Annotated in this window: 15 protein-coding genes; 8 read left to right on the top strand and 7 right to left on the bottom strand. The window is 73.2% G+C overall.

Annotated elements, in window-relative coordinates; genetic code table 11:
- Window positions 1-130: 130 nt before the first annotated feature.
- The 5 genes from ACIRJT_RS25840 (at window position 131) to ACIRJT_RS25820 (ending at window position 7452) form a co-directional block, all read left to right on the top strand.
- On the top strand, window positions 131-1633 hold the full coding sequence (locus ACIRJT_RS25840; protein WP_403913290.1) for an aldehyde dehydrogenase family protein: 1503 nt from the start codon (window positions 131-133) through the stop codon (window positions 1631-1633).
- 102 nt (window positions 1634-1735) lie between these two features.
- Window positions 1736-3343, top strand: coding sequence for a GMC family oxidoreductase (locus ACIRJT_RS25835; protein ID WP_403913287.1), 1608 nt, complete (start codon window positions 1736-1738; stop codon window positions 3341-3343).
- Entirely contained in the window at window positions 3340-4491 is a 1152-nt protein-coding gene (locus ACIRJT_RS25830) for a glycine betaine/L-proline ABC transporter ATP-binding protein (protein ID WP_403913284.1), read from the top strand. Before ACIRJT_RS25835 ends, ACIRJT_RS25830 begins: the two co-directional genes overlap by 4 nt.
- A complete protein-coding gene (locus tag ACIRJT_RS25825; RefSeq protein ID WP_403913281.1) occupies window positions 4491-6476 on the top strand; it encodes an ABC transporter permease in 1986 nt (661 codons plus the stop codon). The genes ACIRJT_RS25830 and ACIRJT_RS25825 overlap by 1 nt, the downstream gene beginning before the upstream one ends.
- 1 nt (window position 6477) lies before the next feature.
- Window positions 6478-7452: an ABC transporter substrate-binding protein gene (locus ACIRJT_RS25820; RefSeq protein WP_403913279.1), complete on the top strand. Its 975-nt coding sequence runs from the start codon at window positions 6478-6480 to the stop codon at window positions 7450-7452.
- 62 nt (window positions 7453-7514) lie between these two features.
- Here the strand turns inward: ACIRJT_RS25820 and ACIRJT_RS25815 are convergent, their stop codons facing one another.
- The 5 genes from ACIRJT_RS25815 to ACIRJT_RS25795 form a co-directional block, all read right to left on the bottom strand.
- The gene (locus ACIRJT_RS25815; RefSeq protein WP_403913276.1) at window positions 7515-8882 is read right to left on the bottom strand and encodes a cytochrome P450; all 1368 of its coding nucleotides are present in this window, start codon (window positions 8880-8882) and stop codon (window positions 7515-7517) included.
- A 114-nt stretch (window positions 8883-8996) separates the two neighbouring features.
- Complete coding sequence (locus tag ACIRJT_RS25810; RefSeq protein ID WP_403913273.1) at window positions 8997-9437, bottom strand: hypothetical protein; 441 nt, start codon at window positions 9435-9437, stop codon at window positions 8997-8999.
- Window positions 9438-9498: 61 nt separating this feature from the next.
- Window positions 9499-11079 carry an aspartate:alanine exchanger family transporter gene (locus ACIRJT_RS25805; protein ID WP_403913271.1) on the bottom strand — a complete coding sequence of 527 codons (1581 nt, stop codon included), beginning with the start codon at window positions 11077-11079 and terminating at the stop codon, window positions 9499-9501.
- Between the two features lie 99 nt (window positions 11080-11178).
- Window positions 11179-12036, bottom strand: a complete 858-nt coding sequence (locus ACIRJT_RS25800) for a hypothetical protein (RefSeq protein ID WP_403913269.1) — start codon at window positions 12034-12036, stop codon at window positions 11179-11181.
- Window positions 12036-13316 (bottom strand): VWA domain-containing protein, encoded by a 1281-nt coding sequence (locus ACIRJT_RS25795; protein WP_403913266.1) that lies wholly within the window; start codon window positions 13314-13316, stop codon window positions 12036-12038. The genes ACIRJT_RS25800 and ACIRJT_RS25795 overlap by 1 nt, the downstream gene beginning before the upstream one ends.
- Before the next feature lie 157 nt (window positions 13317-13473).
- On the opposite strand from ACIRJT_RS25795, the gene ACIRJT_RS25790 reads away from it, so the two are divergent.
- Window positions 13474-14139, top strand: coding sequence for a hypothetical protein (locus ACIRJT_RS25790; protein WP_403913264.1), 666 nt, complete (start codon window positions 13474-13476; stop codon window positions 14137-14139).
- Window positions 14140-14291: 152 nt separating this feature from the next.
- Here ACIRJT_RS25790 and ACIRJT_RS25785 read toward each other — a convergent pair whose 3' ends face one another.
- A complete protein-coding gene (locus ACIRJT_RS25785; protein WP_403913262.1) occupies window positions 14292-14936 on the bottom strand; it encodes a TetR/AcrR family transcriptional regulator in 645 nt (214 codons plus the stop codon).
- Between the two features lie 153 nt (window positions 14937-15089).
- On the opposite strand from ACIRJT_RS25785, the gene ACIRJT_RS25780 reads away from it, so the two are divergent.
- Both ACIRJT_RS25780 and ACIRJT_RS25775 read left to right on the top strand, forming a co-directional pair.
- The gene (locus tag ACIRJT_RS25780) at window positions 15090-16709 is read left to right on the top strand and encodes an ABC-F family ATP-binding cassette domain-containing protein (RefSeq protein ID WP_403913260.1); all 1620 of its coding nucleotides are present in this window, start codon (window positions 15090-15092) and stop codon (window positions 16707-16709) included.
- Window positions 16710-16817: 108 nt separating this feature from the next.
- Window positions 16818-17993 (top strand): macrolide family glycosyltransferase, encoded by a 1176-nt coding sequence (locus ACIRJT_RS25775; RefSeq protein ID WP_403913645.1) that lies wholly within the window; start codon window positions 16818-16820, stop codon window positions 17991-17993.
- Here the strand turns inward: ACIRJT_RS25775 and xylB are convergent.
- Window positions 17976-19460, bottom strand: coding sequence for a xylulokinase (gene xylB, locus ACIRJT_RS25770; RefSeq protein WP_403913258.1), 1485 nt, complete (start codon window positions 19458-19460; stop codon window positions 17976-17978). The two genes, ACIRJT_RS25775 and xylB, sit on opposite strands and share 18 nt — an antisense overlap.
- Between the last annotated feature and the right edge of the window lie 56 nt (window positions 19461-19516).

Here is a 19516-nt window from a genome sequence, read left to right as displayed (position 1 = left end):
AAATTCTCGGCATACATTCCGCCGGACCGGGGAGGGTTCCAGGCCGCTGGTGCGGCCGTACCCCGGTCCACCGCGCACCGCCCCGGCCGAACCGGAGGGGGCATTTCAGGCACGGAAGGCGAAAATCGACATGTCGGCGCTCAACACCATCCACATCGACGGCTCCTGGCGGGCCGCCGGATCAGGCGCGACGCGCGAGGTCATCGACCCCGCCGACGCCACGGTCCTGGCCGTCGTCGCTGAGGGCGGGGCCGAGGACGCCGATGCGGCGATCGCGGCGGCGCGGCGCGCCTTCGACGACGGCCCCTGGCCGCACAAGCCCGTCGCCGAGCGGGCCGGGCTGCTGCGCCGGGTCGCCGAGCTGCTCCAGCGGGACCGCGAGGAGATCGCGATCACCGAGAGCCGCGACACCGGCAAGACCCTGGAAGAGGGCCGGGTCGACGTCGACGACGTCACAGGAGCCTTCCGCTACTTCGCCGACCTCGTGATGAACGAGAGCGGCGGCCGGGTCGTCGACGCGGGCGACCCCGACGTCCACAGCATCGTCGTCCACGAACCCGTCGGCGTCTGCGCCCTGATCGCCCCCTGGAACTACCCCCTCCTCCAGGCCAGCTGGAAGATCGCCCCGGCCCTCGCCGCCGGCAACACCTTCGTGCTCAAGCCCAGCGAGGTCACCCCGCTCTCCACCGTCCACCTGATCCGGCTGCTCTCCGAGGCCGGACTTCCCGACGGTGCGGCCAACCTGGTCACCGGCGCGGGCGACCCGGTGGGCGCGCGTCTCTCCGAGCACCCCGACGTCGACCTGGTCTCCTTCACCGGCGGTCTCGCCAGCGGTACGAAGGTGGCCCGGGCCGCAGCGCCGACCGTGAAGAAGGTCGCCCTGGAGCTGGGCGGCAAGAACCCCAACGTGGTCTTCGCCGACGCCTGCGCCACCGACGAGGGCTTCGACACCGCCGTGGACCAGGCGCTGAACGCCGCGTTCTTCCACAGCGGCCAGGTCTGCTCCGCCGGGGCCCGGCTGATCGTCCAGGACTCGGTCGGTGAGCGGTTCGTCACCGAGCTGGCCCGCCGAGCCGACGCCATCCGTCTCGGCCGGGGCACCTTCGACGGCGTCGAGTGCGGGCCCCTCGTCTCCGCCCAGCAGCTCGCCAAGGTCGAGGCGTACGTCGCCTCCGCCCGCGAGGAGGGCGCGATCGTCCGGGCCGGCGGCGGACGCCCGGAGCCCAGCGACGTACGGCCCGAGGGCGGCTACTTCTACCGGCCGACCGTCCTCGACGGCTGCCACCGCGAGATGCGGGTGGTCCGTGAGGAGACCTTCGGCCCGATTCTCACCGTCGAGACCTTCCGTACCGAGGAAGAGGCCATCACGCTGGCCAACGACACCGACTACGGCCTCGCGGGCGCCGTCTGGACGACCGACGCGGGCCGGGCCCGCCGGGTCGCCGGACGGCTGCGCCACGGCACCGTCTGGATCAACGACTACCACCCCTACCTGCCGCAGGCCGAGTGGGGCGGCTTCGGGAAGTCCGGCACGGGGCGCGAGCTCGGCCCGACGGGGCTCGCCGAGTACCGCGAGTCCAAGCACATCTACCAGAACCTGAACCCGCGCCCCCAGCGCTGGTTCGCCGGCTGACGCCTGCGGGGACGGGGCGCCCTCTTCGGAATCCGTCCGGTCCCGCCCGGCTGTTCGCAGCACCACGTACACGCACGAACCTTGCAGAAGGAGCAGTGACCGATGCCCTCCACCCCCCGCAGCACCGCGGTCCCCGACGGCCCCGCGGCCGACTACGTGATCGTCGGCGGCGGCACCGCCGGATCGGTCATCGCCTCCCGGCTCACCGAGGACCCGGACGTCACCGTCACCGTCATCGAGGGCGGCCCCACCGACCTCGACCGCGACGACGTGCTGACCCTGCGCCGCTGGCTCGGCCTGCTCGGCGGCGACCTCGACTACGACTACCCCACCACCGAGCAGCCGCGCGGCAACTCCCACATCCGGCACAGCCGGGCCCGGGTCCTCGGCGGCTGCTCCTCGCACAACACCCTCATCAGCTTCAAGCCGCTGCCCGGCGACTGGGACGAGTGGGCCGAGGCGGGCGCGGAGGGCTGGGACGCGGCGGCGATGGACCCGTACTTCGCCAAGCTGCGCAACAACATCGTTCCGGTCGACGAGAAGGACCGCAACGCCATCGCCCGCGACTTCGTCGACGCCGCCCAGCAGGCGGCCGGGGTCCCGCGCGTGGACAGCTTCAACAGCAAGCCGTTCCACGAGGGCGTCGGCTTCTTCGACCTCGCCTACCACCCCGAGAACAACAAGCGCTCCTCCGCCTCGGTGGCCTACCTCCACCCGCACATCGAGGCCGGAGACCGCCCGAACCTCCGCATTCTGCTGGAGACATGGGCGTACCGGCTGGAGTTCGAGGGCAACCGCGCCACCGGAGTGCACGTGCGGACGAAGGACGGCGAGGAGATCCTGCTGCGCGCCGCCCGCGAGGTCATCGTCTGCGCGGGCGCGGTGGACACGCCCCGGCTGCTGCTGCACTCCGGGATCGGTCCGCGCGAGGACCTGGCCGCGCTGGGCATCGACGTACGCCACGATCTGCCGGGCGTCGGCGAGAACCTGCTCGACCACCCCGAGTCCGTCATCGTCTGGGAGACCGACGGGCCCATCCCGGAGAACTCCGCGATGGACTCCGACGCGGGACTCTTCGTCCGCCGCGACCCCGAATCCCGGGGCCCGGACCTGATGTTCCACTTCTACCAGATCCCGTTCACCGACAACCCGGAGCGGCTCGGCTACGAGAAGCCCGAGCACGGGGTGTCGATGACCCCGAACATCCCCAAGCCGCGCAGCCGGGGCCGCCTCTACCTCACGAGCGCCGACCCCGAGGTCAAGCCGGCCCTGGACTTCCGCTACTTCACCGACGAGGACGACCACGACGGCCGCACTCTGGTCGACGGCATCAAGCTCGCCCGTGAGATCGCGGCCACCGAACCGCTGGCCCACTGGCTGAAGCGCGAGGTCTGCCCCGGTCCCGAGGTCACCTCGGACGAGGACATCAGCGAGTACGCCCGCAAGGTCGCGCACACCGTCTACCACCCGGCCGGTACGTGCCGGATGGGCGCTGCCGACGACCAAGCGGCCGTCGTGGACCCCCAGTTGCGCATCCGGGGCCTGGACGGCATCCGGATCGCCGACGCCTCCGTCTTCCCGACCATGCCCGCCGTCAACCCGATGATCGGCGTCCTCATGGTCGGCGAGAAGTGCGCCGAACTCCTCGCGGACCGGGCGCGTGACACCGCGCCGGTCACCAGCACCAGCACCGGAGGCGATGTCCGATGACCACAACCGAGACCCTCAGGGCCACCGGGAACACCGAGGCCGACGAGAACCCCGTGTTCTCCGTGCGCAACCTCTGGAAGGTCTTCGGCCCCAAGGCCGACCGGATCCCCGGCGGCGAGCACGCCGCGCTCCCGCCCGCCGAACTGCGTGTTGCCACCGGCTGCACCGCCGCCGTGCGCGACGTCTCCTTCGACGTCCGCAAGGGCGAGGTCTTCGTCGTCATGGGCCTGTCGGGCTCCGGGAAGTCGACCCTCGTACGCTGTCTGACCCGGCTGATCGAGCCCACCAGCGGCACCATCGCCATCGACGGCGAGGACGTCCTCGCGATGGACCGCTCCCGGCTGCGCGAACTGCGCCGCCACCGCGCCGCGATGGTCTTCCAGCACTTCGGACTGCTGCCGCACCGCACGGTGTTGGACAACGTCGCCTACGGCCTGGAGATCCAGGGCCTGAGCAAGGCCGAACGCCGCTCCAAGGCTGCGGAGCTGGTGGCGAAGGTCGGTCTCGCGGGTCTGGAGGACCGTCGTCCGTCGCAGCTCTCCGGCGGCCAGCAGCAGCGCGTCGGGCTCGCCCGCGCGCTCGCCGTCGACCCGTCCGTCCTCCTCTTCGACGAGCCGTTCAGCGCGCTGGACCCGCTGATCCGCCGCGAGATGCAGGACGAGGTGGTCCGGCTGCACCGCGAGGAGGGCCGCACCATGGTCTTCATCACCCACGACCTCAGCGAGGCACTGCGCCTCGGCACACGGATCGCGCTGATGCGCGACGGCGGCATCGTCCAACTCGGCACCCCCGAGGAGATCGTGGGCTCGCCCGCGGACGACTACGTGCGCGAGTTCGTCCGCGACGTGCCGCGCGAGCAGGTCCTCACCGTCGCCACGGCCATGCGGCCCGCGCTCGCAGGGGAGAGCGAGCGCGGCCCGGCGGTACGCCCCGGGGCCACCGTCTCCGAGGCCATCGAAGCGGTCTCCCGCTCCGGCGACCCCGCCGCCCGGGTGATGGACGGCGGCCGGCTCGTCGGCGTCGTCGACCACGCGTGCCTGCTCGACGTCGTCGCGGGAACGACCGGACCCGGCCGGGCGACCGCCTCCGCGAACGGCGCCCCGGACACCCCCGACGCGCCGGACGGCTCCCGCGAGGTGACCCTCTGATGGCCACCGCCCAGGCCACCCCGGCCCGCCCCGCAGCTGCGGGCGCGCGCCGGGGACCACTTGCCGTACTCCGCGACCGCCCGGCAGTGGCCAAGCTTGTGCTGCTCGCTCTCGTCACCGCCGTCGTGGTCCCCCTCGTGCACGGCCGCTGGGGCGGCGGCGTCTGGCCCGACGCGCTGACCGCCGACCTCTCCGCGCCGCTCGGCGACGTGACGGACTGGATCGTCTCCAACCGCGACAGCCACCCGCTGTTCCTCTACTTCTTCGGCCACATCAGCAACGCCGTCGTGCTCTCCGTGCGCGGGGTCTACCTGGTCCTCCTCGCCCTCGGCTGGGCCGGCGTCACCGTGTTCGCCGCCGCCGTGGCCTGGCGCGTCGCGGGAATCCGGCTCGCCCTCACCGCGGCCGTCTCCTTCCTGGTCTGCGGGCTGCTCGGCATGTGGGTGCCGACCATGCAGACGCTCGCGCTGATGGTCGTCGCCGTCCTCGCCTCCGTCGTGCTCGGGCTGCTCCTGGGACTGTCGGCCGGTCTCTCCGACCGTGTGTTCCGCCTCCTGCGCCCGGTGCTCGACACCATGCAGGTGCTGCCCGCCTTCGCTTATCTGCTCCCGGTGGTGCTGGTCTTCGGCATCGGCGTGCCCGGAGCCGTCCTCGCCACCGTCGTCTACGCGGCTCCGCCGATGGCCCGGCTCACCGCGCTCGGCCTGCGCGGCGCGGACGCCGGCGTCATGGAGGCCGTCGCCTCGCTCGGCGCGACCGGACGGCAGCGGCTGCTGAGCGCCCGGCTCCCGCTGGCCCGCAAGGAACTCCTCCTCGGCCTGAACCAGACCATCATGATGGCGCTCTCCATGGCCGTCATCGCCTCCGTGATCGGCGCGGGCGGCCTCGGCGACCGGGTCTACCAGGCGCTGTCCTCCGTGGACGTCGGCGCCGCGCTCGCCGCCGGCATCCCGATCGTGCTGCTGGCCGTCGTCCTGGACCGTACGACGGAGGCGGCCGGCCGCCGCATCGGCGCCGAGCCCACCGGCCCGGCGCTGCTGCGCGGTTGGCGCGGCTGGTCCCTGGCCGCCGTGGTCACCGCGGCCGTCGCCGTCGCCGGACGGGCCACCGACGGCCGGGTCTGGCCCGAGGACGTGACCGTGGCCATCGCCGGACCGGTCAACACCGCCAAGGACTGGATGGTCGACCACCTCTACACCGGGGTGCCCGTCGTCGGCGGCACCGCCGACCTCGCCGCCCACTTCACCAGCGGCGTCCTCAACCCGCTGCGCAGCGGGCTCACCGGCCTGCCCTGGTGGTCGGTGCTGGTGGTCGTCGCCGCGCTCGCCTGGACCATCGGCACCTGGCGCACCGCCGCCACCGCCGTCCTCGCCATGGCCGCGATCGGCGTACTCGGCGTGTGGGAACCCTCGATGGACACCCTCAGCCAGGTGCTCGCGGCCGTCGCCGTCACCCTGGTCATCGGCTTCGGCGTCGCCATCGGCGCGGCCCGCAGCGAGCGTCTGGAGAGGCTGCTGCGACCGGTCCTGGACGTCTTCCAGACCATGCCGCAGTTCGTCTACCTGATTCCCGTCGTCGCCCTCTTCGGCGTCGGCCGCGCCCCCGCCGCCGCTGCCGCGGTGATCTACGCGCTGCCCGCCGTCATCCGCATCACCACCCAGGGGCTGCGGGGCGTCGACCCGGCGGCGATGGAGTGCGCCCGCTCGCTCGGCGCGACCCCCGGCCAGCAACTGCGCCAGGTCCAGATCCCGCTGGCCAGGCCCTCCCTGCTGCTCGCCGTCAACCAGGCGGTCGTCCTGGTCCTCGCCGTCGTCATCATCGGCGGACTCGTCGGATCGGGCGCGCTCGGCTACGAGGTGGTCCTCGGCCTCGCCCAGGGCGATCTGGCCACCGGCCTCGTCGCCGGAGCGGCGATCGTCTGCCTCGGTTTGGTGCTCGACCGGGTCACCCAGCCCACCACCCGCCGCCAGCGACAGGAGAGCTGAGATGAACCGCTCCCGCACCCGCCTGTTCGTGGCGCTCGCCTCGGCCGGGGCCCTGCTGGCCACCGCCGGCTGCGGCGCCGCCGACATGACCAAGCAGGCGTCCCCCTTCGCGGCCCCCGCCGGGGTCAGGACGGTCACCCTCTCGGTCCAGTCCTGGGTCGGCGCCCAGGCGAACGTCGCCGTGGCGGAGCAGCTCCTGAAGGAGAAGCTCGGCTACCGCGTCGACCTCGTCCAGACCGACGAGGTCCCCGCCTGGGACGCCCTCAGCCAGGGCCGGGTCGACGCGATCCTGGAGGACTGGGGCCACCCGGACCAGGAGAAGCTCTACGTCGACGAGAAGAAGACCATCGTCCCGGGCGGCGACCTCGGGGTCACCGGCCACATCGGCTGGTACGTGCCGAAGTACTGGGCGGACAAGCACCCGGACGTCACGGACTGGAAGAACCTCGACAAGTACGCGGAGGAGCTGAAGACCGCCGAGAGCGGCGGCAAGGGCCAGCTGATGGACGGCTCGCCCTCCTACGTCACCAACGACGTGGCCCTGGTGAAGAACCTGGACCTGGACTACAAGGTGGTCTTCGCCGGCTCCGAGGCGGCCCAGATCACCCAGATCCAGCAGTTCGCCAAGGAGAAGAAGCCCTTCCTCAGCTACTGGTACCAGCCGCAGTGGCTGTTCAACGAGGTGCCGATGGTCGAGGTGAAGCTCCCCGAGTACACCGACGAGTGCGCCGCCAAGGACCCGGCGGACATCGACTGCGCGTACCCGACGACCCCGCTGCGGAAGTTCCTCAACGCCGACTTCGCCGAGCGCGGCGGCGAGGCGTCCGCGTTCCTGAAGAGGTTCCACTGGTCGGAGAAGGACCAGAACGAGGTCTCCGAGATGATCGCCTCGCAGAAGCTCGACCCCCAGGAGGCGGCGAAGCGCTGGATCGAGCGCCACCCGGACGTCTGGAAGAAGTGGCTTCCGCAGGACTGACACCGCCCGGCGCCCGGCCCCTCGTTTCGAGGGCCGGGCGCCGGACGCTGTCCGCCCGCCCGCTACCGCGCCCGGACCGTCGCCAGCACGTCCCGGTCCGGCTGGAGCGTCAGACCCGTCAGCGGCGTGATCTCGCCCGGGTCCACGTCCACGGTGAAACGGCGGGCCAGCACGGCGAGGAGGAGGACCGACTCCACCATCGCGAAGCGCGTGCCGATGCAGACCCGGGGGCCGCCGCCGAACGGGAACCACGCGTACTCCGGGATCTCGTCGCCGTCCTCGGCGTCCCAGCGCTCGGGCCGGAAATCCTCCGGCTCGGGGAACCAGCGCGCGTCGCGGTGCGTGGCCCACTGGCTGCTCCACACCCGGGTGCCCTCCTCGACCGGCAGGCCGCCGATCGTCGCCCCCTCCTTCGCGATACCGGTGATCAGCCAGATCGCCGGGAACAGCCGCAGGGTCTCCTTCACCACGGCCTGGGCGTAGTGCAGTTGTGCGTAGTCCTCGAAGCCGGGCTCCCGGTCGCCGAGCACGCGGTCCAGCTCCTCGGCGAGCGCGTCGCGGACGCGGGGGTTGCGGGCGAGCAGGTACCACGCCCACACCAGCGTCGTACTCGTCGTCTCATGACCGCCGATGTACAGCGTGACCGCCTCGTCCCGGATCTCCTCGTCACTGAGGTGCGCCCCGCTGTCGTCCACGGCGGTGAGCAACCGGCTGAGCAGATCGGGGCGTTCCTTCTCGCCGTCCCGGTGCCGGGCGACGACCCGGCGCACCTCGGCGTCGATGACGGCGGCGGCCTTCCTGATCCGCGCCCGGCCCGGTGTCGGCACCCAGTCCGGCAGCAGTGCGCCGAGCCCGGCGAACTCCTTGCCGATCTCCATCTGGGCGACGTCCATCGCCCGCCCCATCGCCTCGGAGTCCGCGGGGGTGTCCACCCCGAAGATCGTGCGTACCGCGATCTTCTGGGTCAGCGCGGACATCTCCCGCTTGACGTCGACCCGTTGGCCGTCCGCCCACCGGTCCGCGAGCTCCACCGCACAGTCCGCCATCGTGGTCGCGTACGACTTGACCTGCTTGGGCCGCACGGAGGGCTGCACCAGCGAGCGCTTGCGCCGCCAGTCGCGGCCCCGTGCCACCAGCATCCCGTTGCCCAGTACCGTACGGAACGCGATGCCGAGCTTCGGCTGGTCGAAGGTGTGCTCGGTCTCGGTGAGCAACTCGCCTATGCAGTCGGGATCGGAGAGGAAGACGCACCGATTGCGTCCGAACCTCCAGCACACCAAGTTCCCGTGTTCGCGCAGGAGTTCGAAGAAGGCGAGGGGGTTCTTCCCGAACTGCGGCAGATTTCCCACGAGCGGCAGCCCCTTGGGCCCCGGCGTGAACGCATGGCCGCGAGGCTGGGTGTCGCGTGCCGGGCCGGTCTGCGTGGACATCGAGGAACTCCGCTCCCTGGGGCGCGCCACGGCCGGCGCGCGACTGTTCGATCCCCATCGAACAGGATGGGGGCGGCGCTCCACCAGAGCGACGGCGCGCGTGGCCGGAAACCGTCAGGTCCCGTGCGGAGTAGGTGAGTTGAGGGTGGCCGCCAGGTGCGCGCCCGTGGCCCGCGGCACCACGACGACCTGATGCCCGTCCTCGTACACGACCCTGCCGGGATCCGCGGAATCCAGCCGCTCGCACGGCACCCCGTGCGCGGCCAGCAGCGCGAGATAGCCGGGGATCCGGTCCAGCAGGTGGGTCGCCGTCCCCTTGAACCAGGCCACCGCCCCCGGGTTCACCCCGGGGTCGTACACCGCCGGGTCGACCCGCGAGGGGTCGGTGTAGGCGGCGTCGTACCAGTCGTTCGCCGCCCGCCAGAACCGGTGCTGCTCCTCGGTCAGGCGCCCCTGCCGGGCCAGGCCGTTGGCCAGCGCGAAGATCCCGGGGAAGTGGCCCCGGGGGCTCCGCTCGGTGCTCTGGAACCGTACGTACGTCATCGTCGGGCCCATTCCGTTTCCCTCCGCCAAGACCGGTGAAGGGTTCAGCGTAGGTCCGGCCGGGCGGTGCGGGTCAGAGGCCGACGATCAGCTGGATGCAGACGATCTTGACCAGGATGGCGAGCGCGAACAGCGTCGAATAGCCGTTGTTGATCCGGCTGTCGCTCGCCCGGCTGTTGGCGTACGCCACGATCGCCGGGTTGCCGACGTAGCCCGACAACAGCCCCATGGTCCGCTCCCGGCTCTGCCCCAGCACCTTCGCGACCAGCACCATCAGGGCATAGCTGACGACCGCGCCGATCGCCAGCACGGCCGCCAGCTTCAGGCCGAAGAGGGAGAAGGCGTTCTCCCGGAACGAGTAGCCCGAGGTGAGCCCCACGACGGCCAGGAAGAGCAGCAGCCCGATCTGGCGCAGGGTGAGGTTGGCTCGGGTCGGCAGGGTCCACACCAACGGGCCGGTTCGCCGGCGCCAGCCGAGGACCATCCCCATCACCAGCGGTCCGGCCCCGGTGCCCAGGGCCAGCGTGGTGGAGCCCAGGGTGAGGGAGGGGATGCCGATGAGGAAGCCCAGGGTGAGGCCGAGGCCCAGGCTGACCGCGCTGACCTCGCTGACCTTCGCCTCGGTGTCCCCGAGATACGCGGTGACCTCGCCCGTCCGCTCGCGCGGCATGACCACCCGTACCCGGTCGTCGAGCTGGAGCAGCAGGTCGTCGTGGGCGAGCATGTCGAAGTCTCCGCGCCGCACCCGGCTGACGAGCGCCCCGTACTTCTCGCCGAGCCCGAGCTCCCCGACGGTGTGCCCGGCCAGATCCGGGTTGGTGAGCAGGACCCGCCGGTAGTCCACCGCACTGCGGTCGTCCAGCAGGTGGCGCGGGGCGAGGGACCCGAGCGCGTCCGTCGCCGCCCGCACGTCGTCCTCGCCGCCGACCAGCACGACCTGGTCGCCGGGGGAGAGGCCGCCCAGTTCCCGGGCGACCCGCGTGACGCCGCCGGCCGGCCGGTACTCGCTGGCCAGCACCCGGTGCGCGGCGACGCCGGGCACGTCCGTCCAGCGCAAGCCCCGGGCCACCTGGACCGTACGGGTGACGAGGGTGGCCGGCAGGCCCGAGTCGGGGTCCCGGCGGGCGGTCCAGTGGCGGCGGGCCGCGATCGCCGAGACGAACATGATCGTGATGACGACGGCGAGCGGGTAGCCGATGGCGTATCCCACGGCGGGCTGCGTCGGATCCTCGGAGGCGTCCTGGGCGGCGGCGAGACCCGGGGTGGTGGTCCCGATGCCCGCGTATCCGCCCGCGAGGAAGGGGCCGTCGATGCCGAACCAGCGGTGTCCGACGAAGCCGACCACCGCCGCGGTGAGGGCCAGCGCCACCACGGCTCCGGCCATCACCGGGAGCTGGCCGCGCAGTTCACGGAAGAACGCGGGACCCGACTCCAGGCCGACCGTGTACACGTACAGTGCCAGGCCCAGCGCCGAGACCCCGGCCGGCACGGCGGCGGCGATGTCCTCGTCGAGCGCCCCGACGAGGAGGCCGACGAACAGCACCCCGGCCGCGCCGAGCCGGACCGGGCCGAAGCGCACCATGCCGAGCAGCGCGCCGATCGTGATCACGGTGAACACCGCGACCCACGGGTTGTCCGCGAAGAACTGCCACACCGGTCCTGCCTCCGCGACCTCGAAGATCCGATCCCTGTCGGGGGCCAGGATCTTCGAGGTCGGGGGCGGCCGCCACTCGGTGAGCGGGCGGCGCGCCCCTCAGACGCCGGGCGGCACGTGGGCCGGTCGGCCCCGGCCCCGCGTCAGCGAGTAGCCGAACACGGCCGCCAGCGCGGCGAGCACGCCGCCGCCCACGGTCCACAGCCAGCGGTCGGTCCACCAGCCCGAAGCCCAGCCGTCCTCCGGCTCACCGGCGGACGGCACCCGCGGCGCGGCACTCGCGGTGCCCGCCGAACCCGCGTCGCCCGCCGAGGCGACCGATACGCCCGGCACCAGCGGCTCGGAGAGCGCGCCGTCCACGTCGTGGGCCCCGCCCTGCTCCTTCGAGGCCGCCTTCACCTCGACGCCGACCGGCAGCCCGAGGTCGGCGGCGGGCAGATCCACCACCGTGAGGCGGATGTAGTAGCTGCCGGGCAGCGGGTCGTTCGCCCACGGCTCGGACCAGGACCGCACGGTCCGCAGCACGCAGGACAGCTCGACGGAGGCCGCGTCGGCCGCCGCCTTCCTGGTCTGGTGCCCGTACATGCAGGCCTGGCGGCGGCGCAGCCCGTCGTACACATCGATCTGCCAGGTGGACGTGGAACTCCGGGCGCTCGACGGCAGCTTCACGGTGGCCTCGACGGTGGGCCGCTGACCGGCGTCGGCGGGGAACACCCAGTACAGGTAGTCGCCCGCAGAGGCCCGGGCGGTGCCGGTCTGCCCCTGCTCCAGTGCGGTGGCCGTACGGAACGTGGTCCCGGCCTCGGTGGGGCCCGCCCCGTCGTCGACGGGGCTCGCGCTCGCCGACGGGTCATCGGCCACGGCCGTGCCCGCCGAGGTGAGCAGGGTCAGTCCGGCGAGCAGCGCTCCGGTCAGCGCGCGTCGGACGCCGTGGGTGCGGCGAGGGTTCTCAGCCATCAGTTGGTCCTCCATACGGCGACGCGCCAGCGCGAGATCCAGCCGGTCAGCAGGCCCGCGACCAGTCCGGTCAGGACGAGCACGCCGAGCAGCCACCAGCCGCGGCCGAGCCCGAAGGCCGCCACGTCCAAGGCGTCGTCCGGGCCGTCCACCAGGTCCACGGCCAGCTCGACCGGCAGACCGGGGGAGCGCTTCACCGAAGCGGGCGCGGAGAAGGAGTGGGCGAGCTGGAGGCAGACGGTCTCGGCGGCGGGCTTGCCGTCGCCGTCGTCGCCGTCCGCGACCTCGGGCTTCGGATAGCGCAGCCCGGACGAGATCACGTCGGTGCGGCCGGTCCCGGCCTCGGAACCCCGGACGATCTCCCGTCCGTGCACGGTCACCGCGCGCAGCAGTACGCCGTAGTCGTCGTCCACGGCGCGGTCGGCCGCCACGCTCGCCGAGGCGCGCAGCTCCTGACCGGGCAGCACGTCGACGCGGTACCAGCGGTGCTGGGCGATCTCCGCGCGGTCGGTGTAGAGACCCGGCTTCAGCTCGGGCGCGGCAGAACAGCTCCCGGCCCCCTCGGTCGCCACCGGAGTGACGACGGGCTCGGCGGCCCGGTCCACCAACTGCTTGACCCGGCCGGAGAGTTCTTCCTTGTGCTGGACGGCGGTGTAGGTGCCGCCGGTGGCCTCGGCGATACAGGTGAGCTGCTGACGGATCTTGGCGTTGGGCACCAGGCCCAGCGTGTCCACGACCAGGTGGGTGCCGCGGGCGGCGATCTTCCGGGCCACCTCGCACGGGTCGAGCGGCCCGCAGGTGTCCTCGCCGTCCGTGATGAGCACGATCCGGCGCGAACCGTCTCCGCCCTCCAGGTCGTCGGCCGCGCCGAGCAGGGCCGGGCCGATCGGGGTGAAGCCGGTCGGAGCGAGGGTGGCGACCGCGGCCTTGGCCTCGGTGCGGTCCAGCGGGCCGACCGGGTAGAGCTGCCGGGTGTCCTTGCAGCCGACCTGGCGGTCCTCGCCCGGGTAGTCCGCGCCGAGCGTCCGGATGCCGAGGTGCACCTCCTCGGGCGCCGCGTCCAGCACGTCGTTGAACGCCTGCTTTGCGGCGGCCATCCGGGACTGGCCGTCGATGTCGCGGGTCCGCATCGAGCCGCTGACGTCGAGCACCAGCTCGACCTGGGGGGAGGGGGCGGCGGGGGCTTCGTCGGCGGCGGCGGGGATCGCGGTGCCGAGCCCGGCGGCCAGGGTGGCGAGCGCTATGCCCACCCCGGTCGTCAGCCGTTTTCTAGTGATCATCGCCGGATCTTATGGAAAATCAGTTCGTATTCCCAACCGGGTCACTTGAGGCTCGGGAGCCTCCCCGTCCGGCTGTGACCGGTCGCGATGGCCGGCACCTCGCCGTGACGTCCGACGCCTTCGGCGCGACCGTGACCCGCCATTAGGCTTCGGCACCATGACGGCCACCCCTCCGGTATCGCTCATTCCGGTCGCGCCTGCCGGCCTGACCGACCGCGCCAGAAGATTCGTCGAGGTGAACGGCGTCCGTGTTCCCCGGCAGGGCCTCGGGGAGCACAGGGAGAGCTGGATCGAGCACGGTATCCCGGCCCCGGAGGTCGACCGGGCCGCGGCCTTCCAGCACCGCTGGGGCGGTCTCGCGCTGCCGCCCGCCCCGTTCTACGAGGGCGGTCCGCGCATCCTGGACGCCGACTGCCCCGAAGGCTCGGCCGCTGAGGGCTGGTCGTTTCCGGCGGGAGACTGCCGGGTGTCGATGGCCTACGGATTCATGATCGGCCCCGACAGTGCGTTCGGGATCGATGCCTACCGCTGGACACCCCTGCATGCCAGCGCGGACGGATGGGTGGAGTCCCTGGCGCTCGCCGCCCACGCCGGTCGCCGGGCCAGGACCGTGACAAGGATCAAGGGGAAGGCCGTCGATTCGCTGGACCTCGCCGGATTCGAGCCAGTGCCTGAAGTGCAGGGCGTGACGGACACGTGGTGGCGGGGCAAGGACTCGCTCATCGCCCTCTACCGGGGCGAGGCCGTCGGCATGGACGCGCCGCAGTGCCTGGAAGCCCATGTGTACGGCGGTCTCGACGAGTCGGGGCTCCACGGCGGCTGATCGCGGCCGCCGCCGAATCCCGGCACCTGCGTGGCTGACGGGCCGACCCGGGCAGGTGCCGGGAACGATGACCGAACGCTGCCGGCCATCGTGACCGAAGGGGGGTGTCGCGCCCGCTCGGCGGGTCCGGTGCTGCCATCCGTCGCGACCGGTCACTCCGGCGTGCGACGGTCGAACGCGCCGGCGGCGGCGGCCAGGGCCGTCGTGGTCGCGGCATGGGCGGGCAGCCGCGGATCGGGAGCGCTCCGCAGGAGCACCAACTGGTGGTACAGCGGTGCGGTGGAGGCGATCAGCAGCCCCCGCGCGTCGGTGTGCGACGGGAGTTCGCCGCGGTCGACGGCACGCTCGACGATGATCTCGCAGCGCGCGTACCGGTCCTCCCACAGCCGCCGCTGGGCGTCGGCGGCCCGCGCGGAGCGGAACGAGGCGGCCATCAGCGCTCGGGGGATCGACGGCCGCACGACCAGCGACTCCTGGATCTCGTCGTTGAGGGCCGTCAGATCTCCACGCAGCGAGCCCGTGTCCGCGGGCGCCCAGTCGTCCTCGCCCGCCGCGTCGAGGACATCGGCCAGCAGTCCTCCGACGTCCTCCCAGCGCCGGTAGACCGTGGTCCGGTGGACGCCGGCGCGGGCCGCGACGCCCTCCATCGTGAGCCCCTCGTAGCCGTGCTCGCCCAGCTCGGCGCGCACCGCGTCGAGCACCTGGGCACGGACGCGCGCGGTGCGGCCACCCGGCCTGCGTCCCGGCGGCGTGGCGGTACGGGCGGGCTCCGGCGGGCCGCCCGCCGGTTCGGTCATCGGTAATCCGGTTGCCCGGCGGTGTGGGTCATGGCACCATCTTAAAGCAACAGTTGTCGCACTAGTGGAGTCGCCGATGCTCTTCCGAAGCTTTCCCCCGGCCTCGCGGTCCGCCGCCACCGCTTCGTCCACGACAGCTTCGGAGTCGCCCGTATGCCTACACAGATCACCGCGCTCGCCGTCAGCAAGGCCTTCGACGGCAGGCCCGTTCTCGACTCGGTGAGCTGCTCGCTCGCGCAGGGCGAGCGCACCGGCATCGTCGGTGAGAACGGCTCCGGCAAGACCACCCTGCTGCGGCTGCTCGCCGGGCGGGTCCGCCCCGACCGGGGGCGCGTCGTCCTGCGGGCCGACGGTGGCGTCGGCTACCTCGCCCAGGACGAGGCCCTGCCCGCCGGTATGACGGCCCAGCGGGTCATCGACCGCGCGCTGGGCGACCTTCGCGCGATCGAGGCACGGATGCGCCGCCTGGAGGCGGCGATGGCCGACGGCGACACCGCGGTGCTCGACGCGTACGGCGAGGCCGTCTCCGCCTTCGAGCTGCGCGGCGGCTACGACGCCGACGCCCGGCTGGAGCGTGCCCTGCACGGTCTCGGCCTGAGGCAGGTGGACCGCGCATCGCCCCTGGGCGCCCTCTCCGGCGGCGAACGGGCCCGGCTCCGCCTGGCCGCGGTGCTGGCGGCCGCCCCCGAGGTGCTGCTCCTCGACGAGCCGACCAACCACCTGGACGAGTCCGCCCTGACCTGGCTGGAGGAGCACCTGCGCAACCGCCGGGGCACGACCGTGGTCGTCTCCCACGACCGGCGCTTCCTCGAACACGTCGCCACCAGCCTCCTGGAGGTGGACGGGGACCGGCACGGCGTCGTCCGGTACGGCAACGGCTATGCCGGCCACCTCGCGGAGAAGGCGGCGGCACGGCAGCGCTGGGTCCAGCGCCACGACCGGTGGCGCGAGGAGGTCGACCGGACGCGCGCGTCGGCCGCCGTCACCGCTCGCCGGGTCGCCCCGGGACGCCCGATGAAGGACGGCGACAAACTCTCCTACAACCAGGCCGGAGCCCGGGTGCAGCAGTCCCTGGCCAGCCGTGTCCGCAACGCCGAGGAACGGCTGAACCGCCTGCTGGCCGACCCGGTCCCGGCCCCGCCGGAGCCGTTGAGCTTCTCGCCCGTGCTGCGGGCCGGACAGCTGTCCGGCACCGTGCTCGACGCCGCGGGGGTCTTGGTCGCGGGCCGGCTCGACCCGGTCGACCTCACGGTCCGGGCCGGCGAGCACCTGCTGATCACGGGTGACAACGGCGCCGGCAAGACCACCCTGCTGCGCGTCCTCGCCGGAGACCTGGCCCCCGACCGGGGGAACGTCGTCAGGCGCGGCCGGATCGGCTTCCTCCCGCAGGACCCGGCATCCGGTTCGGCGCACGAGACCCTGCTCGCCGCCTACGCCCGGGGGCTCGCCGGGGAGGCGGACGAGCACGCCGAACGGCTGCTGGCCCTAGGGTTGTTCGACCGGGCCCGGCTGACCGTGCCCGTCGCGCGGCTCTCCACCGGCCAGCGGCAGCGGCTCGCCCTGGCGCGGCTGGTCGGCCGGCCCGCCGACGTCCTGCTGCTCGACGAGCCGACCAACCACCTGTCTCCCGCCCTCGCCGAGGAGTTGGAGACCGCCCTGGCCGGTTTCGCCGGCGCCGTCGTCCTCGTCAGCCACGACCGGTTGCTCCGGAGCCGCTGGCGGGGCGCCCGGTTGGCGCTGCGGACAGCCCGACTGCCCGCGCTCAAGGCCTGAGACCCCCCGGCCTCCGTACCCCTGCCCGAAGTGGAGGCCCGGGCCGGCCTCCGTGCCCCTACCCGAAACGAGTGATCACCCTTGCCCCCGCGCCGCTCCCACATCGCGATGATCGGCATCCCGATCGTCAGCCACGTCCTGCCCGGCCTCGGTATCGTCCGTGAGCTGGTGGCCCGCGGCCACCGGGTCACCTACGCCAACGACCCGTTCGTGGCGGACCGGATCGAGGCCACCGGTGCCGAACTCGTGCCCTGTACTTCGGTGTTGCCGGTCGTCGACAACAATTGGCCGACCGATCCCGTCGCCGCGATGGACCTCTTCCTCGACGAGGCGATGCAGGCGCTGCCCCAACTGCACGCCGCCTACGACCGCGACCCGCCGGATCTGTACCTGTACGACATCGGTGCCTATGCCGCCCGCGCCCTCGCCGAATCACAGGGGCGGCCCCTCATGCAGCTGTCCCCGTCGTTCGTGGCCTGGGAGGGGTACGAGGAGGAGGTCGCGGCGCACCTGCGCGGGCTGCCCGGCGCCCCCGCGTACCGCCAGAGGTTCGGCCGCTGGCTCGCCGGCTGCGGGGCGGCCACCCTCGACGTGGACGCCTTCTCCGGTCCGCCCGCGCGGGCCCTCGCGCTGATCCCCGAGGCCATGCAGCCCAGCGCCGACCGGGTCGACGCCGCGACGGTGACCTTCGTCGGGCCCTGCTTCGACGCCCAGGCCGACACCGGCCGGTGGACCCGGCCCGAGGACGCGGAGAACGTCCTGCTGATCTCCCTCGGCTCGGCGTACACGCACCGGCCGCGGTTCTACCGCCAGTGCCTCGCGGGGTACGGGAATCTGCCCGGCTGGCACATCGTGCTCCAGATCGGCAGGCACACCGACCCGCGAGAGCTCGGCGACATCCCGCCCAACGTCGAAGTGCACTCCTGGGTCCCGCAGCGGGCGGTCCTGGAACAGGCGGACGCCTTCGTCACCCACGCCGGCATGGGCGGCTGCGGCGACGGACTCCTCGCGGGCGTCCCGATGATCGCCGTGCCCCAGGGCGCCGAACAGTTCATGAACGCGGACCGGCTGGTGGAGCTGGGCGTCGCCCGCCGCGTCGACACGCCGGACGCCACGGCCGAGACCCTGCGGACGGCCCTGAACGACCTGGTCACCGACCCGGAAACCGCCCGCCGGTCCGCGCGGTTGCGCGCCGCCGCCCGGAGCGAGGGCGGCACCCCGCGCGCCGTCGGCCTGATCGAGGACATGCTGGCGCCCCGGCCGGCGTCAGGAACCGGCGAGTAGCGGCCCGGAGGCACGCTCCAGGACGGTGACGACCCGCCGCCAGGTCTCCATGTCCCGTTCGACCGGCGGCAGCTGACGGTCCGTCCCGGGCCGTTGCCAGGACGTCGCCAGCGCCACCGGATCGCCGCCGCCCGCCGCCGAGGCGGCGAGCGCCGCCGCGCCGAGGGCGACCAGCTCCCCGGTGCCCGGGATGACGAGCGGGCGGCCGGAGAGCCGGCGTACCGTCTCCACCCACATCCGCCCCTGCGCCCCGCCGCCGATCAGGCGCAGCGGGCGGGCGGCGACCTCGGGCGCGTCCGGGTCGAGTCCGCAGGCCGACAGCAGTTCGTCCATGGCCCGCAGCACGGTGACGGCCGCGCCCTCGTAGGCGGCGCCCAGCAGTTGCTGCCGGGTCGTGTCGTGGCGCAACCCGGTCAGCAGTCCGGAGGCGGTCGGCAGATCGGGGGTCCGTTCGCCGTCGAGGTAGGGGAGCAGGACGGCCTCGCCGCCGGGCGCCGCGTCCTCGCGGTCCAGGCCGAGCAGGGCGGCCACCTTGTCCACGGCGAGCGTGCAGTTGAGGGTGCAGGCCAGCGGGAGGTACGTGCCGTCGGCGGCGGCGAACCCGTTCAGCGCGGTGGACACGGGCCGGGTGCGGGAGGCGGCGAACACCGTGCCGGAGGTGCCGAGGCTGAGGGCCGGGTGGTCCAGCAGCCCGTCGCCGCCCAGCCCGAGGCCCACGGCGGCGCTCATGTTGTCGCCGGTGCCGGCCGCCACCGCGATGCCCGCGGGCAGCCCGAGGGCCTGCGCCGCCGCCTCGGTGAGCGAGCCGATCCGGGTCGCCCCGGTCGGCGCGACCTCCGGGAGCAGCGCCGCGTCCAGGCCGAGGAGCTCCAACAGGTCGGGGTCGTAGGCGCCGGTCGCGGTGGAGTACCAGCCGCTGCCCGAGGCGTCCCCGGGGTCGGTGGCGGCGACGCCCGAGAGGCGCTCGGTCAGGAAGTCGTGGGGGAGCCGGACCGCCGCCGCGTGCGCGGCGCTCACGGAGTCGTTCTCGCGCAGCCACTGCCACTTGGAGGCGGTGATCGAGGCGACCGGCACGGACCCGGTCCGCTCCGCCCAGGCCCCTGGCCCGCCGAGCGCGTGGGTCAGGGCGGCGGCCTGCGGCGCGGAGCGGGTGTCGTTCCACAGCAGCGCGGGGCGCAGTGGCCGACCCGCACCGTCCAGCACGACGAGCCCGTGCTGCTGCCCGGCGACCGCGATGCCGGTGACGGTGCGGGCCGGGAGGCCGGACTCCTTCAGCCCGGCGGCCACGGCTTCGCACAGGGCTCGCCACCAGATCTCCGGATCGCTCTCCCGGGCCCCGGCCTCGCCGGTGACCACGTGCGGGGCGCGTCCCACGGCGAGCTGCTCGCCGGTCGCGGCGTCGATGAAGGCGGCCTTGGTGGACTGGGTCGAGCTGTCCACGCCGATGACGACGGCGGGTGACGGCATGGGGGCCTCTTTCGCGCGGGACGGCCTGATCATTTGGCTGGGGCACGAACAAATTA

It is taken from the genome of Streptomyces sp. NPDC102283, assembly GCF_044766265.1.
In the GTDB taxonomy this organism is placed as follows: Bacteria; Actinomycetota; Actinomycetes; order Streptomycetales; family Streptomycetaceae; genus Streptomyces.
This window is presented reverse-complemented; position numbering and strand designations above follow the sequence as displayed.

Coding starts and splice junctions, on each gene's coding strand:
- ACIRJT_RS25840 (WP_403913290.1), top strand. CDS start 131: ATGTCGGCGCTCAACACCATCCACATCGACGGCTCCTGGCGGGCCGCC.
- ACIRJT_RS25835 (WP_403913287.1), top strand. CDS start 1,736: ATGCCCTCCACCCCCCGCAGCACCGCGGTCCCCGACGGCCCCGCGGCC.
- ACIRJT_RS25830 (WP_403913284.1), top strand. CDS start 3,340: ATGACCACAACCGAGACCCTCAGGGCCACCGGGAACACCGAGGCCGAC.
- ACIRJT_RS25825 (WP_403913281.1), top strand. CDS start 4,491: ATGGCCACCGCCCAGGCCACCCCGGCCCGCCCCGCAGCTGCGGGCGCG.
- ACIRJT_RS25820 (WP_403913279.1), top strand. CDS start 6,478: ATGAACCGCTCCCGCACCCGCCTGTTCGTGGCGCTCGCCTCGGCCGGG.
- ACIRJT_RS25815 (WP_403913276.1), bottom strand. CDS start 8,882: ATGTCCACGCAGACCGGCCCGGCACGCGACACCCAGCCTCGCGGCCAT.
- ACIRJT_RS25810 (WP_403913273.1), bottom strand. CDS start 9,437: ATGGGCCCGACGATGACGTACGTACGGTTCCAGAGCACCGAGCGGAGC.
- ACIRJT_RS25800 (WP_403913269.1), bottom strand. CDS start 12,036: ATGGCTGAGAACCCTCGCCGCACCCACGGCGTCCGACGCGCGCTGACC.
- ACIRJT_RS25795 (WP_403913266.1), bottom strand. CDS start 13,316: ATGATCACTAGAAAACGGCTGACGACCGGGGTGGGCATAGCGCTCGCC.
- ACIRJT_RS25790 (WP_403913264.1), top strand. CDS start 13,474: ATGACGGCCACCCCTCCGGTATCGCTCATTCCGGTCGCGCCTGCCGGC.
- ACIRJT_RS25785 (WP_403913262.1), bottom strand. CDS start 14,936: ATGACCGAACCGGCGGGCGGCCCGCCGGAGCCCGCCCGTACCGCCACG.
- ACIRJT_RS25780 (WP_403913260.1), top strand. CDS start 15,090: ATGCCTACACAGATCACCGCGCTCGCCGTCAGCAAGGCCTTCGACGGC.
- ACIRJT_RS25775 (WP_403913645.1), top strand. CDS start 16,818: ATGATCGGCATCCCGATCGTCAGCCACGTCCTGCCCGGCCTCGGTATC.
- xylB (WP_403913258.1), bottom strand. CDS start 19,460: ATGCCGTCACCCGCCGTCGTCATCGGCGTGGACAGCTCGACCCAGTCC.